Origin of the sequence: uncultured Winogradskyella sp. (assembly GCF_947498345.1) — a bacterium.
GTDB lineage: Bacteria > Bacteroidota > Bacteroidia > Flavobacteriales > Flavobacteriaceae > Winogradskyella.
In genome coordinates, this window is record NZ_CANMJY010000003.1 from 195,044 (window position 1) to 210,759 (window position 15,716).

12 protein-coding genes are annotated in these 15,716 nt (G+C 33.5%); 11 read left to right on the plus strand and 1 reads right to left on the minus strand.

Going from position 1 to position 15,716, the window contains the following annotated elements; all coding sequences use genetic code 11:
- The first annotated feature begins 12 nt into the window (after positions 1 to 12).
- On the plus strand, positions 13 to 777 hold the full coding sequence (locus Q0912_RS05795) for a glycosyltransferase family 2 protein (RefSeq protein ID WP_299112946.1): 765 nt from the start codon (positions 13 to 15) through the stop codon (positions 775 to 777).
- Position 778: 1 nt separating this feature from the next.
- Here Q0912_RS05795 and Q0912_RS05800 read toward each other — a convergent pair whose 3' ends face one another.
- Positions 779 to 1,528 carry a lipopolysaccharide kinase InaA family protein gene (locus Q0912_RS05800; RefSeq protein WP_299112947.1) on the minus strand — a complete coding sequence of 250 codons (750 nt, stop codon included), beginning with the start codon at positions 1,526 to 1,528 and terminating at the stop codon, positions 779 to 781.
- Between the two features lie 99 nt (positions 1,529 to 1,627).
- Between Q0912_RS05800 and Q0912_RS05805 the strand changes: the two genes are divergently transcribed.
- From Q0912_RS05805 to Q0912_RS05850, 10 genes are all read left to right on the plus strand, one after another.
- A complete protein-coding gene (locus Q0912_RS05805) occupies positions 1,628 to 3,046 on the plus strand; it encodes an HD domain-containing protein (RefSeq protein WP_299112948.1) in 1,419 nt (472 codons plus the stop codon).
- Positions 3,043 to 3,498 carry a GNAT family N-acetyltransferase gene (locus Q0912_RS05810; protein ID WP_299112950.1) on the plus strand — a complete coding sequence of 152 codons (456 nt, stop codon included), beginning with the start codon at positions 3,043 to 3,045 and terminating at the stop codon, positions 3,496 to 3,498. The genes Q0912_RS05805 and Q0912_RS05810 overlap by 4 nt, the downstream gene beginning before the upstream one ends.
- Positions 3,495 to 4,511, plus strand: coding sequence for a COX15/CtaA family protein (locus Q0912_RS05815; protein WP_299112952.1), 1,017 nt, complete (start codon positions 3,495 to 3,497; stop codon positions 4,509 to 4,511). Before Q0912_RS05810 ends, Q0912_RS05815 begins: the two co-directional genes overlap by 4 nt.
- An 88-nt stretch (positions 4,512 to 4,599) precedes the next feature.
- A complete protein-coding gene (locus Q0912_RS05820; protein ID WP_299112954.1) occupies positions 4,600 to 5,118 on the plus strand; it encodes a hypothetical protein in 519 nt (172 codons plus the stop codon).
- A gap of 3 nt (positions 5,119 to 5,121) precedes the next feature.
- Positions 5,122 to 5,847, plus strand: a complete 726-nt coding sequence (locus Q0912_RS05825; protein ID WP_299112956.1) for a DUF3667 domain-containing protein — start codon at positions 5,122 to 5,124, stop codon at positions 5,845 to 5,847.
- A gap of 140 nt (positions 5,848 to 5,987) precedes the next feature.
- Complete coding sequence (locus Q0912_RS05830) at positions 5,988 to 6,884, plus strand: ATP-binding cassette domain-containing protein (protein WP_299112958.1); 897 nt, start codon at positions 5,988 to 5,990, stop codon at positions 6,882 to 6,884.
- 54 nt (positions 6,885 to 6,938) lie between these two features.
- A complete protein-coding gene (locus tag Q0912_RS05835; protein WP_299112960.1) occupies positions 6,939 to 7,772 on the plus strand; it encodes an ABC transporter permease in 834 nt (277 codons plus the stop codon).
- A 105-nt stretch (positions 7,773 to 7,877) separates the two neighbouring features.
- Positions 7,878 to 11,318, plus strand: a complete 3,441-nt coding sequence (locus Q0912_RS05840; protein ID WP_299112962.1) for a T9SS type B sorting domain-containing protein — start codon at positions 7,878 to 7,880, stop codon at positions 11,316 to 11,318.
- The gene (locus Q0912_RS05845) at positions 11,315 to 13,780 is read left to right on the plus strand and encodes a T9SS type B sorting domain-containing protein (protein WP_299112964.1); all 2,466 of its coding nucleotides are present in this window, start codon (positions 11,315 to 11,317) and stop codon (positions 13,778 to 13,780) included. Before Q0912_RS05840 ends, Q0912_RS05845 begins: the two co-directional genes overlap by 4 nt.
- Before the next feature lie 39 nt (positions 13,781 to 13,819).
- Positions 13,820 to 15,658: a gliding motility-associated C-terminal domain-containing protein gene (locus Q0912_RS05850; protein WP_299112965.1), complete on the plus strand. Its 1,839-nt coding sequence runs from the start codon at positions 13,820 to 13,822 to the stop codon at positions 15,656 to 15,658.
- Positions 15,659 to 15,716 lie beyond the last annotated feature (58 nt).

Here is a 15,716-nt window from a genome sequence, read left to right on the forward strand (position 1 = left end):
TATAATTGTAAAATGATAAAATTTTCTGGAGTCATCATCACATATAACGAGGAACGCTACATTGAAGAGTGCCTAAAATCTCTTATCAATGTCGCTGACGAAATCATTGTTGTTGATTCCTACTCAACAGACAATACAAAAGCAATTTGCGAAAAATTTAATGTCGTCTTTATAGAGCAGGAATTTCTTGGTTATATCGAACAGAAAAACTTTGCACTGAGCAAAGCTTCAAACAATTATATTGTTTCATTAGATGGAGATGAGTCGCTATCAGAAACACTTCAACAGTCCATAATTGCTTTAAAAAACAATTGGCAACACGATGGTTATTATTGTAACCGCTTTAATAATTTTTGTGGTCAATGGATAAAACATTCTGACTGGTATCCTAATAAAAAACTGCGTGTATTTGACAGACGTAAAGCAACATGGAAAGGTATTAATCCACACGACCATATTGTAGTTGATTCTTCTAAAAAAGTAGGGCAATTAAAAGGAGATATTTTACACCTTACGTATCAAACTTATTCTGAATTTAATTTAAAAATGGAACGTTTTTCTTCTATCTCAGCCGAAGCCTATCATAAGCTTGGCAAAACTGCACCTTTATGGAAACTTATATGGAATCCCACTTGGGCATTCTTTAAAGCTTATGTTTTAAGACTCGGGTTTTTAGATGGGTTTAATGGTTTTATGATTTGCTACCAAACTGGTCATCTTACCTTTTTAAAGTATGCTAAACTTAGAGAATTATATAGAAAATCGAAGCGCTCTTAACTTATTTCTTTAGGCGTTTTTTCAGTTTCTTCTTTCTATCAACTACTGCTCTAAAAGCTTTTACGTCTTTCCACATTACTTCAAATACTTCGTTATAAGGTTTATTAATACATTTTGCATACTCATCACTCATTATTTCAACCATATGTTTATACTTTGATAGTCTTGCAAAATTCTTCATACGCTTATCAAAATCCATTACACCAAATTTCATACGGTTTAGGTCCACTAATGCAAAACTATAACCTTTGTCCGTTTTTGTAATCAGTGTATTACCAGGAGAATGATCTAAAAACTCGATACCTTTTTCGTGCAACCTAAAAGTAAACCTCGTAAACTGACGCAGAATGTTTTCATAATCTTCATAGTTAAAATCATTTATTAACTCTCGATAGGTTAAATCACATTTTAATTGCTCACTGATGTAAAAGCTTTTCTTAAATAAAAATGTAGTTCTAAACTCGTAATAAGCGATTGGATCTGGTGTACCCACTCCCAGTTCTTTTAATTTCAAAGCATATTCAAACGAGCGCTGTGCTTTACTTTTTCTAAAAAACTTATAGGCAATCTGGTTAAAAATATTTGGAATCTTAAATGACTTAATGTTTATAGTTAAGTCTCCTTTAGAAAATAACTTAAGTGAATTACGTTTTTGATTCCCAAATGACTCTCCTTTAGAATCAAAATTAATTATACAATCATCTAGGAAATCCTTGTATTCGATATATTCTGAATTAATCTCGTAGCGCATGGTGCAAAACTACAATTAGTTTTTTTCTTTTAATACGAATTGATTTTAAAAGATTATAGTTGTGTCGTATCTTTGCGAAACCATTTACAATGGGAAAAAATGAACTACAAACAAGCTTTACAACATCCTATTTTCCAAATCATTTCACAATCTGCTGAAGAGCTACAGTTAGACTGTTTTGTTATTGGCGGTTTTGTACGCGATTATTTTCTAGAGCGCGGTAGCGCTAAGGATATTGACATTGTTGCTATTGGAAGTGGTATTGAATTGGCACAACAGGTTTCTAAAAACTTACCTCACCAACCAAAAGTCCAAGTATTTAAGACATACGGAACTGCGATGTTACGTTACGATGACGTTGAAATAGAATTTGTAGGTGCACGTAAAGAAAGCTACAATGAAAACAGTAGAAACCCTATTGTTGAAAATGGAACTTTAGAAGATGACCAAAATCGCCGCGATTTCACCATTAATGCTCTGGCGCTTAGTTTAACTAAAGCTAGTTATGGTGAATTACTAGATTCATTTAATGGTATTAGCGACTTAGATAAGGGCATCATCCGCACCCCTTTAAACCCCAACATTACCTATAGTGATGATCCATTACGAATGATGCGAGCTATTCGTTTTGCGACACAATTGAATTTTAAAATTGAGAGCTTATCTCTTAAGGCAATTACAACTAATAAGGATAGAATAAAAATCATTACTAAAGAACGTATTGTTGTAGAACTCAATAAAATTCTTGAAAGCAATCAACCATCAATCGGTTTTATACTTTTAGAAAAAACAGGGCTTTTAGATTATATATTACCAGAATTAACGGCATTAAAAGGTATTGATGAAATTGAAGGCCAACGTCATAAAGATAATTTTTATCACACTTTAGAAGTCGTTGATAATATTAGTAAAACTACAGATAATTTATGGTTACGATGGTCAGCTTTATTGCATGATATTGGTAAAGCTCCAACAAAAAAATTCCATAAAAAAAACGGATGGACCTTTCATGCCCATGAATTTGTAGGTTCAAAAATGGTGTACAAATTATTTAAGCGACTTAAAATGCCATTAAATGACAAAATGAAATTCGTTCAGAAAATGGTATTGATGAGTTCTCGACCAATTGTATTGGCAACAGATGTAACCGATTCTGCTGTAAGGCGGTTAGTTTTTGATGCTGGTGAGCACGTCGATGACTTAATGACATTATGTGAAGCAGATATCACAACCAAGAACCCAAAAAAGTTTAAGAGGTATCACAATAATTTTAAGAAGGTACGAGAAAAAATTGTAGAAGTTGAAGAACGTGATCGTGTTCGTGACTTTCAACCACCAGTATCCGGAGAAGAGATTATGAAAGCTTTTGATCTAAAGCCTTCAAAAGAAATAGGTATTATCAAAGAAGCAATAAAAGAAGCTATTCTAGAAGGTGAGATACCAAATGAACATGATGCGGCATTTAAATTAATGCTCGAAAAAGGAAAAGCACTTGGATTAACTGCTATCGGAATATGACTAAACTGGTGAGAACAGATTCAAAGAATTCAGATTTTATCGTATTAGTGAAGCAACTAGATGCTTACCTAAAAATCACTGATGGAGACGAACACGATTTTTACAATCAGTTTAATACTATTAAAAATCTTAAATATGTTGTCCTAGCTTACTTAGACAAAGAACCTATTGGTTGTGGAGCTTTTAAAATTTTTGACAACTCTAAAGTTGAGATAAAGCGCATGTTCACTTCAGCTAAAGAGAGAGAAAAAGGTATTGCCACACAAATACTAAATGAATTAGAAACCTGGGCTTATGAATTAGGTTATACATCTACTGTTTTAGAAACCGGAATACGTCAGGCTGAAGCTGTTGAGTTTTATAAAAAAAACAACTATCAAATAATATCAAATTACGGACAATACGTTGGTGTTGAAAACAGTCTTTGTTTTGAAAAATCACTAAAAAAATGAAAAAGTATAATAAAGCAGTTATTTATTGGCTACTTACTGGTTGTGTTTTAATTTTTATTATGGTTATTGTTGGTGGTATAACAAGATTAACCCATTCAGGACTATCTATTTCTAATTACAAACTCATCTCAGGAACCATTCCTCCTATGAGCGAAGTTGAATGGAACGAAGCCTTTGATCTTTATAAGCAATACCCAGAATACCAAAAACTAAACTATGGTATGTCTATAGAAGAATTTAAAGACATTTACTTTTGGGAGTGGATTCATCGTGTAATAGGTCGTTTTATTGGTTTGGTTTTCATTATTCCTTTTCTCTATTTTCTTATTAGAAAACAGCTCACTAAATCCACCATAAAAAAATCAATCACACTACTCATTATGGGAGGTTTTCAGGGGTTTTTAGGATGGTATATGGTAAAAAGTGGATTAGTGGATAGACCAGATGTTAGCCATTATAGGTTAGCAGCACATCTAACTACTGCCTTTCTAACTTTTGCCTATACTTTTTGGGTCGCTCTAGACCTAATGTTCCCAAACAAAAAAAAGATTGATAAAAAATTAAGAAATTTTATTCGCATTGGATTACTTGTGCTTATTGTTCAAATTGTCTATGGAGCCTTTGTTGCTGGTTTAGATGCAGGTTGGATTCACAATCACTGGCCATTTATGAATGAAGGTAAATTAATTCACGAAACCGTTTATATAGAACAAAGTCCAACTTATCTCAATTTTATCGAAGGAAAAAGTGGCGTGCAATTTATACATAGAACCTTAGCTTATGTTGTCGTTATTTTTATTCTAACGATATGGTATAAAGCCACACGACATCATTTAACCAGCTGGCAAAATAAAGGAGTAAACAGTTTACTAATTATGGTTGGATTACAGTTCCTTCTTGGGGTTTTAACACTTTTACTCGCGGTCCCTGTTTGGCTAGGTGTATTACATCAGGTCGGTGCTTTTATTTTGCTAAGTAGCATGGTATTTACACTTCATAGATTTAGCAAATAAATCAAGTTGCTTAAGATTAAAATTATAGCGCTTAATTTTTGAAAATTAGTTTTTGGATATTGAAATCTAGAAGCCTTATCTTTGCAGCATGATTTATAGATTTAGAGTTATACTAGATAATGACACTGAAGATGATGTTTTTCGCGATTTAGAAATTCGTGAAACTGACACTATGGAAGACTTACATAACATTATCACCCAATCTTTTGGGTTTGATGGTATGGAAATGGCATCATTTTATATTAGTGATGAGGAATGGAACCAAGGGGAGGAAATCGCCATGTTTGATATGAGCGAAGCTGGCAATCAGGTGAGGATGATGAGCACAACTATAATAAAAGATGTGGTACACGAAGCATCGCCAAAACTTATTTATGTTTATGATTTTATGACCATGTGGACTTTTTATGTAGAATTAGGTGAAATTGTAGAAGAAGCCCAAGGTACAGACTACCCAAACTTAATGTTTGTACATGGTCAAATCCCAGATGAAGCACCAGAAAAAACATTCGAAGCCGGCGACGATGAAGATGATTATACAGAATTTGAAGATGGTATAGACGTAGATGATTACGGCGATTTAGATTTTGATGAAAATTGGAATTAATACATGGAGTGTTTAAATTGTAAAACCCTTTTTGAAGGTAAATTTTGCCCTGAATGTGGTCAAAAAAGTGAAACTAAACGTTTTACATTTCAAAAAATCACAAACGACACATTTACTACAATTACAAATGCAGATAAGGGATTCTTCTTTAATCTAAAAAATCTCACTCTTAATCCTGGTGATAATATTAATAACTATTTAGATGGAAAACGAAAACATGTTTTTAATCCATTTAGTTATGCATTCATTGCTATCGGTTTATATCTCATAGTAGATCATTACTACGATTATTCCTTATATAGTAGTGTATCTAATACTGACAATAAAATTAAAGATATAGTACCTGAAACCTACAATTTAGGTCAAAAAATAGGGCAATTTACACGTAAATATCTTAAGTTTTTTTACTTATTAAATATAATTTATTTAAGTCTGATGACATGGTCAATACTGAGAAAACGAAATTTTGTTGAGCATTTGGTAAGTAATGCATTTATAATTGGTCATGCTATAATAATAACCGTTGTTTTTATCCCTTTAATAAAGGTTCCTATATTCTTTAATCCTGTAACTTTAATAAGTATTGGTATATTAATGTACTTTACCTACAGAGCGTATGAAGAAAAATTCATTATTTTACTTACTATAATGTTTGGAATAGTTATATCATTTTTACTTCAGCTAATTGTTCCAACAATAATTATCTGGCTAAAAGGAATGTTATTTTAAATAAAATCAACATAATGCGCTCATTTAAAGATCATTATAACCTAAATAACACAACATTGTAACAAATATAAAAGAGAATCGTCTTACCTACATAACCAATCTGTACTGAAATTATTTTCAGTATTAAAATCAATCATATTTTGGAGCCAATCCTTACAATCAACAATCTTACTAAAAAATTTGGGTATTTAACTGCGGTTAAAGACTTAAGTTTTACAATAAACAAAGGTAATGTCTATGGTATTTTGGGACCCAATGGAAGTGGGAAATCCACCACACTAGGTATAGTATTAAACGTAGTTAATAAAACTCAAGGTAATTTTCATTGGTTTGATGGAAAAACTACTACACATAATGCCTTAAAACAAGTTGGTGCAATTATAGAACGCCCTAACTTTTACCCATATATGACTGCAGAACAAAACTTAAAGCTAGTATGCAGAATTAAAGGTGTAGAGTATAGTAAGGTTGCCGAAAAGTTAGAGGTCGTTGGGCTTTTAGACAGAAAAGACCATAAGTTTAAAACGTATTCTTTAGGAATGAAACAACGTTTAGCAATCGCTTCTGCGCTTCTAAATGACCCCGAAATATTAATTTTAGATGAACCTACCAACGGACTAGACCCACAGGGTATTCATCAAATACGTAAGATTATAAAAGAGATTGCTGCAAACGGCACTACTATTCTTTTGGCTTCACATCTACTGGATGAAGTTGAAAAAGTTTGCACACATGTTGTCGTTTTGCGTAAAGGAGAAAAGTTATACTCTGGTCGTGTAGATGAGATGATAAATAGCCATGGCTTCTTTGAGTTAAAAACAGAGCAGCATCAAGATTTATTAAACCTATTAGAAGCAGATAATAATTTTGGTAAAATAAACGTCGAAGATGAACTTATAACAGCCTTTTTAAATGAGCCTATGTTATCATCAGACTTTAACAAATTAATGTTTAGCAAAGGTATTCTGCTTTCGCATTTAGTTAAGCGAAAAGAAAGTTTAGAAGAGCAGTTTTTGCAATTAACTGATAATTCATAAATCAATCAAAAAACAGCATAGTTCTATCAGAATTAAGCACAACCAATCCGTAGTATGTTAAGATTATTAAAAATAGAATTTGATAAATTAAGGTATAATAAAGCCAGTAGAATACTAATATTAACCTATTTTATTTTGCTTGTATTAATTGCCCTTTTTGCAGTAATTAAATTTGATATAGGACCCGTAAAGTTCCATTTAGCTGAAATGGGTATTTTTAATTTCCCATATATATGGCACTTTAATACTTTTATTGCTGGTTTACTTAAATTTTTCCTGTTACTAGTAATCGTTTCCATGGTCTCCAACGAGTATAGTAACAAAACCTTAAAACAAAATCTTATCGACGGGTTAAGCAAAAAAGAGTTTATTCTATCAAAATTTTATACCGTTTTAGCCTTTTCTTTGATATCAACGCTATTTGTTTTTTTGGTATCATTGGTCTTAGGTTTAATCTATTCTAGTTTTATAGAACCATCCATAATCTTTACTGATTTAGAGTATCTAATTGCATTCTTTGTGAAATTGGTGGGCTTTTTCGCTTTTGGTTTATTTCTTGGTGTACTCATTAAACGTTCTGCATTTGCTGTAGCTACAATGATTGTTTTATTCTTAATAGAGTTTATTAGTTATAGTGTTGTATCTGCTTATAACAGAGGTACAGATTTGGCAGATAATATTTACCAATTTTCACCTTTTAAATCCTTATGGAATCTTATAGATGAACCTTTTTCGAGATTATCTGCCGTCAAAGCTGTTGCAAATCAGGTTGGTGAAGACCTGTCTTACGATTATGCTGTACACTGGTACGAAATAACAATTGTGTTATGTTGGGCTGCACTTTTTATCTTTTTATCCTATCGATTATTAAAAATGAGAGATTTGTAATAGCTTTGTAGTAATTGCTATGTAGTTTTCAATACTAATCTGGGAGTTTTTAAGTTCTAGTTGTTATATTGTATTGAAACGTGTAGTCTGTACACCAAAGTTATTATGAAAAAGAATTGTCTTTCTATATTTTTATTGCTTTTGAGTGCAATAGTTTTTGCACAAAACGAAGCATCATATTGGTACTTTGGGCAAAATGCTGGTTTACGTTTTGATACAACCACCGGATCAGTTAGTGCTATTACAAATGGACAGATCAATACTTTAGAAGGCTGTACATCCATTTCAGATGAAAACGGTGTGTTACAATTCTACACTGATGGTAGAACGGTATGGAATCGTAATCATCAAATCATGGCTAACGGAAATTACTTTGGTAATACAGGATTATTAGGTGATCCTTCGAGTACATCGTCAGGTCTTATTGTTCCTAAACCAGAGAATCCAAATCAATATTATATTTTTACGGTAGATGAGCCTCATCATAACAACGCAAGTGCCTTTCCTAATCAATTTACTGGTGCTTACGATAGTGGTGGCTCTGTACCTACTGCCGATGATGGCTTTAATAATGGTTTTAATTATTCTTTAGTAGACATGACCTTAAATGGTGGTTTAGGTGATGTAGTAAATACAGAAAAAAACATACCGCTTATAACTTATGATGTTACTAACAATTTAGAAGAAAGTTATAAATGCTCTGAAAAAATAACCGCAGTGAGAGCAGAAGATTGTGCTGCTTTTTGGGTTATCACCCATTTTGGAGGTTCATTTTATAGTTTTAAAATAGATGCTACAGGTGTAGATACCAATCCTGTTATTTCAACCGTTGGACCTTATATACCTATTGAAGGTTATAGACGTAATTCATTAGGTTATCTTAAAGCATCACCTGATGCTTCAAAATTATTGGTGGCACATTTTGGTGAGGCAAACGTAACAGCTGGTGACGCTGGTGGTGGTATTTACTTATATGATTTTGATAATGACACAGGTATTGTGTCGAATAACGTAGAACTTTACAGTGCTCAAAATAATAACAGTCCATATGGTGTAGAATTTTCTGCCGAAAATAGAAAAGCTTATGCTACAATAGGTATTGGTCCATCAGGCAATGGTGCAAGTCAGGTTTTACAATGGGATTTGGAAAGTACAGATATACCGAATTCTATTCAGATTATACATTCTTCGAGTACTATAAGTGCTGGTGCTTTACAATTAGGTGTGGACAGACGCATTTATAGAGCCCAATTTAGTTTTAATGGTAATAATGCAATTTCAAGATATATAGGAGTTGTCAATAATCCTGAAGCCGATGGAAATGCAGCCAATTATGACGAGCAAGGAGTACTATTAGATGTTAATGGCTTTAATCAAAATACAGGTAGAATAGGTTTACCACCATTTATACAATCACTTTTCAACTCACAAACTGATATTATAAGAAATGGAATCAGCACCACCGAACTAGCATTGTGCGTTGGTGATAATTACACATTACAAGCTGATGAAATTACAGGTGCTGATTATGTATGGTCGTTTAATGGAACTCCACTTACAGAGACATCTTCTCAATTATTAATAGACACACCTGGTTTTTATGAAGTTTATATTGAACCTAATAATGGTGACTGTCCTATTGAAGGTAGTGCTGTAGTGGGTGTTTTTGATATCCCTGTAGCTAATCCAATGACAGATGTTAGTGTCTGTGATAATAGTGGTAATGACGGTATCTTTGAAGGGTTTGACTTTTCAGACAAAAATGGCGAAGCATTATTAGCTCAAGCTCCTTCTCAATATAATGTCCGCTATTTTGAAACACCTGAAGACGCCAATAATCTAGAAAACGAAATCGTATTTCCTTTTACTAATAGTAGTAATCCACAAACCATATATGCTAGGGTAGATAATATAGATAACACAAATTGTTTTGACATTACCACATTTCAGGCTCAAGTCTATAAAACACCACGGATTGCTCAGTTAAACAATATTGAGTTTTGTGATAATGAAGGCGATTTAATGGATGGCTTTGCAACTATAGAACTTGGAGATTTAATTCCTGTTATTCGTGGTACTCAAGAGGAAACTGAGACTGCTATTACATTTCACCCATCACAATCTGATGCAGACAATAACACCTCGCTATTACCACTAACCTACACAAATACTACTGCATTTAATGATACTATTTTTGTTAGAATAGAAAATACGCTCAATACGACATGTTACAGCACTGGTAGTTTTCAAATAACCATAAACGATTTACCTGTAGCCAATGACATTTCTATTGTGCAATGTGATGAAGATGGTATTCCTGAAGGGTTTACAGTATTCAACATAAATCCATTTACCGAAGAGATAACTGATAATACTACAGATAGAAGTGTTACATTTTATTTATCACAAATAGATGCAGAAAACGATGAGAATGCTATTGATGCTGATGCCTTTGAGAATTTCTTTAACCCACAGATTATTTATACAAGAGTCACCAATACCAATACAGGTTGTGTTAGTTTTAGTACGGTTTCATTAGAGGTAAGCACTACAACATCTAACAACGCCAGTATTTCGGTATGCGATGACGATGGTACCGAAGATGGCTTTGCTACATTTAACCTCAGCGATACCAATGCCATTGTATTGGCTGGTGCTCCTGCAGGACTAGATCTTCAATACTACGAAACCTATCTCGATGCTTTATTAGAAAACAATCCCTTGGGAACATCTTATACCAATACAATACCCTACAACCAAACTATTTATGCCCGTGTTGAAAACTCTAATGCTTGCTATGGTATCAGTGAAATTGAGCTCACCGTTTTTGAACTTCCTGATATAGAAACTGAATCTGAAACGCTTTACTGTCTCAACTTCTCGCCCGAAACCATTGTTCTTGATGCTGGAATTATTAATGATTCCCCAAGTAATTATCTCTTTGAGTGGTCTACTGGCGAAGATACTGCTACTATTGAAGTCAATGCACCAGGAACCTATAATGTTAGAGTTACCAATACCAATGGTTGCTTTAAAGACAGAACTATAAACGTTCTACCTTCTAATATCGCTACAATAACCAATATTGAAATTATTGATGCTTCGCAGAATAACTCTATTACTGTTATTGTTTCTGGCGAAGGTGATTATGAATATGCCCTGGACGATAGTAATGGACCATACCAAGATTCTAACGTATTTAATAATATACAGCCTGGTTTGTACACGGTTTATGTTCGTGATAGAAATAACTGTGGCATTACCGAAGAATTGGTCTCTGTAATTGGTTTCCCTAAATTTTTCACTCCTAACAATGACGATGATAATGATTTTTGGCAAGTTAATGGCATTAGCAATCAATTTCAGGCAAATTCTTTAATTTATATCTTTGACCGTTACGGAAAGCTTTTAGCTAAACTCGATCCGCTTGGCCCTGGTTGGGATGGCACTTATAATGGGGCAAAAATGCCTTCGAGCGATTACTGGTTTAGAGTGAAATTACAAGATGGGAGAACATTCACTAGTCATTTTGCATTAAAACGATGAATTTAAAATCTAACATTTCTTCAAAATATATAGCTTTACTATGCTTTTTATGTTTTTGCATACAACAAAGCTATTGCCAGCAACCCAATGACTGTGTCAATGCTGTGACCGTTTGTGGAAATTCTAGCTTTAGTTTGGATGTAAGCGGAATAGGTTCTCAAGAATTAACAGGTTCAAATACATGTTCAAGTCAAGAAAATAATAGTATTTGGCTTGAGGTAACTATAGCTACATCTGGTACTTTGGCATTTACTCTAACACCTGGAAGCTCTAGCATCAATGAAGATTACGATTTTTTTCTGTTTGGCCCTAATGTTACCTGTGGTAATATTGGTCAAGCTATTCGTTGCTCTACCACAAATCCTGCAGCTGCAAATCAAGGTAATAATTTAACAGGTATGAATTCTATTGATCCAGATCCAGATGAAGGTCCTGGAGCCGATGGAGATAGCTTTGTAAGTGATTTAGATGTGCTTGCCGGTGAAACCTATTTTTTGGTTATAGATAGGCCCATTGGCAATAGTCCGTTTTTTTTAGAATGGACAGGTACGGCAACATTCCCGGATAATCCAACCAATCCGCTTTTACCCAGCCCTAGCCTTACCAGATTACCTAGTATCGATATTTGTGACGGATTAGCCCCTTTTGACGATAATATAACTGAAGTTAACCTCACAAGTTTAACTCAAAATATTATTAATGGGGAAAGTGATATTGCTGTAACCTATCATAACTCCGAAAGTGATGCCAATATCAACGTAAATTCTATAGGTAGTGTGTTTAATACCATAAGTAATAGTCAAAACATTTTTATTAGAATTGAAAATACCACAACAGGTTGTTTTATAATTAACGATGTTAATATTAATGTCTCTGCGTTGACAAATTTCAATACACCAACAACTTATGAGCTGTGTGATGATGACACTGATGGTGATGACCAAAATGGCATAACCACTTTTGATTTTGACATAAAAACACAAGAAATTATAAATGGAATTACTGGAGCTAACTACAATATTAGCTATCACTTAGATCAAGCTAATGCAGAAAGTGATACTGCTTCATTACCAGCAAATTACACCAATACAGCTCCAACTCCAACTGAGATTTTTGTTCGTATTGAAGATTTCGATAACGGCTGTGTTGGTTTTACTGCTTTTGATATTGTGGTTGCCGCCAAACCTATTGCCAATAATGTTTCATTAATACAATGTGATGAAGACGGTATCCCTGAAGGGTTTACAACATTTAATATTACTGAATCAGCTGATGCTGTTACCGATAGTGATTCTAATGCTATGGTAAACTATTATTTATCACAAATAGATGCAGAAAACGATGAGAATGCTATTGATGCTGATGCCTTTGAGAATTTCTTTAACCCACAGATTATTTATACAAGAGTCACCAATACCAATACAGGTTGTGTTAGTTTTAGTACGGTTTCATTAGAGGTAAGCACTACAACATCTAACAACGCCAGTATTTCGGTATGCGATGACGATGGTACCGAAGATGGCTTTGCTACATTTAACCTCAGCGATACCAATGCCATTGTATTGGCTGGTGCTCCTGCAGGACTAGATCTTCAATACTACGAAACCTATCTCGATGCTTTATTAGAAAACAATCCCTTGGGAACATCTTATACCAATACAATACCCTACAACCAAACTATTTATGCCCGTGTTGAAAACTCTAATGCTTGCTATGGTATCAGTGAAATTGAGCTCACCGTTTTTGAACTTCCTGATATAGAAACTGAATCTGAAACGCTTTACTGTCTCAACTTCTCGCCCGAAACCATTGTTCTTGATGCTGGAATTATTAATGATTCCCCAAGTAATTATCTCTTTGAGTGGTCTACTGGCGAAGATACTGCTACTATTGAAGTCAATGCACCAGGAACCTATAATGTTAGAGTTACCAATACCAATGGTTGCTTTAAAGACAGAACTATAAACGTTCTACCTTCTAATATCGCTACAATAACCAATATTGAAATTATTGATGCTTCGCAGAATAACTCTATTACTGTTATTGTTTCTGGCGAAGGTGATTATGAATATGCCCTGGACGATAGTAATGGACCATACCAAGATTCTAACGTATTTAATAATATACAGCCTGGTTTGTACACGGTTTATGTTCGTGATAGAAATAACTGTGGCATTACCGAAGAATTGGTCTCTGTAATTGGTTTCCCTAAATTTTTCACTCCTAACAATGACGATGATAATGATTTTTGGCAAGTTAATGGCATTAGCAATCAATTTCAGGCAAATTCTTTAATTTATATCTTTGACCGTTACGGAAAGCTTTTAGCTAAACTCGATCCGCTTGGCCCTGGTTGGGATGGCACTTATAATGGGGCAAAAATGCCTTCGAGCGATTACTGGTTTAGAGTGAAATTACAAGATGGGAGAACTTTTACCAGTCATTTTAGTTTGAAACGCTAGATTAAATACCGTAACTTTAATCCTGCCAAACCAAAACTTTTGAAAAGCGCAAAATACATAGTATGCATTCTTTTTTTTGGTGTATTTATTCCTCTACATGCACAAGACATTTCCTTGTTTCAACAATTCAACGGTAGATATGATTATTTAGCCATTGGTAATACGCTTAATCCTGCTGAAAATAACGTATCTGATTTTTGTAATATCCTGGAATCTTCTGAAGCTACATTAACTCTCGATTCTGATTATCAGATTATAAAAGCATATCTTTATTGGGCAGGCTCTGGATCTGGAGATTCAGAAGTTGCTTTAAATGGTGTTCCTATAATAAGTGAAACTACTTATAATGTGTTTTTTAACGACCCTATTTATGGTCAATTAGAGTACTTTTCTAATTACACAGATATCACACAATTTGTAATCGACCAAGGTAATGGTACTTACGAATTTTCTAATATGGATATAACATCAGATTTATCATCTTTTCCTGGTTTTTGTGCCAGAAGTACAAACTTTGGCGGATGGTGCATATATGTTATATATGAAGATAACAACCTCCCATTAAACCAGATTAATTTATATCAAGGTCTGGAAATTATAAATAGAAACGTACAAGAATTAGAAATAACGCTAGATAATGTAAATGTTTTAGATAATGATAATGCCAAAATTGGGTTCCTAGCCTGGGAAGGAGATGATAACCTTAACTATGGTGAATCACTATCTATTAACGGTAATATAGTTTCTAACCCACCTCTAAATTTACCAGACAATGCTTTTAATGGCACAAATACTTTTACAAATTCTGATACTTTCTACAATGCTGACTTAGATGTTTATAATATTGAAAATAATATTAATATAGGTGACTCTAGTGTCTCTATTAAATTAACCACAGGTGGTATCAATGAAAATGGTACTTTTAGTGCTGATCTTATTATTATAAACAATATTATCACTGTTTTAAACAGTCAATTGCCTGATGCTACTATAGGCATTGATGATTACAATGTTAACTGTGGAGATAATAGTGTAGAATTGTTTTACACCGTCAATAACTTTAACAGCACAGCTTCATTACCAGCAAATACTCCGATTGCATTTTATTTAGATGGTCTTTTAATAGGGCAAAGCCAAACCCTAAATGACATTGCTATAGGCGAAAGTGAAAGTAATTCTTCAATCATTGTTGTACCCGAAGTTTCTGATTCTACTTTAATCATTGTAGCTGTTGTAGATGATGATGGTATTTCGGGAGGAATTATTACTGAAACAAACGAAGAGAATAATGTAACGCTTACAGATATTGAATTGCTTTTAATACCAGATATTGTTACACTCCAATTTCTAATAGATTGTAATGAAGGTTTTGAAACCTCAACATTTAATCTATTTGAGGCTTTAATCAATATAGATTATGCCGAAGAAAATGTTGCTTTCTATCTTTCTATAGAAGATTTAGAAACGTCATCCAACGCTATTTTAATTCCTAGTGCTTATAACAACATTACTAATCCACAAACCATCTATGTAAGGTTAGAAAGTCAACCTTGTTACGAAATACTTCAGTTCGATTTAACTATAGAAAATTGCCCACCGTATATCCCAGATGGTTTTTCACCAAATGACGATACTTACAACGATTGGTTTAATATTCAAGGGTTGTATAATATTTTCACAGAGCACAAACTTCATATTTATAATCGTTATGGTGATATTGTTTTCGAAGGTAACAACAACAAGCCTTGGTATGGTAAGATAAACAGAGGTATAAATAACCATGGTAATACAGTTCCTGTGGGCACCTATTATTACATTCTTAACCTTAATGATCCTCAATATCGACCAATGGTAGGTTGGGTGTACGTAAATTATTGAAAATGTTAATATTTTTGTGCGTTCATCTTAATCTTTTGCACATATCAATTACTAAACT

Bases quoted from the DNA above. Each gene is read 5' to 3' on its own strand.
- Q0912_RS05795 (WP_299112946.1), top strand. From the start codon at position 13: ATGATAAAATTTTCTGGAGTCATCATCACATATAACGAGGAACGCTAC.
- Q0912_RS05800 (WP_299112947.1), bottom strand. From the start codon at position 1,528: ATGCGCTACGAGATTAATTCAGAATATATCGAATACAAGGATTTCCTA.
- Q0912_RS05805 (WP_299112948.1), top strand. From the start codon at position 1,628: ATGAACTACAAACAAGCTTTACAACATCCTATTTTCCAAATCATTTCA.
- Q0912_RS05810 (WP_299112950.1), top strand. From the start codon at position 3,043: ATGACTAAACTGGTGAGAACAGATTCAAAGAATTCAGATTTTATCGTA.
- Q0912_RS05815 (WP_299112952.1), top strand. From the start codon at position 3,495: ATGAAAAAGTATAATAAAGCAGTTATTTATTGGCTACTTACTGGTTGT.
- Q0912_RS05820 (WP_299112954.1), top strand. From the start codon at position 4,600: ATGATTTATAGATTTAGAGTTATACTAGATAATGACACTGAAGATGAT.
- Q0912_RS05825 (WP_299112956.1), top strand. From the start codon at position 5,122: ATGGAGTGTTTAAATTGTAAAACCCTTTTTGAAGGTAAATTTTGCCCT.
- Q0912_RS05835 (WP_299112960.1), top strand. From the start codon at position 6,939: ATGTTAAGATTATTAAAAATAGAATTTGATAAATTAAGGTATAATAAA.
- Q0912_RS05840 (WP_299112962.1), top strand. From the start codon at position 7,878: ATGAAAAAGAATTGTCTTTCTATATTTTTATTGCTTTTGAGTGCAATA.
- Q0912_RS05845 (WP_299112964.1), top strand. From the start codon at position 11,315: ATGAATTTAAAATCTAACATTTCTTCAAAATATATAGCTTTACTATGC.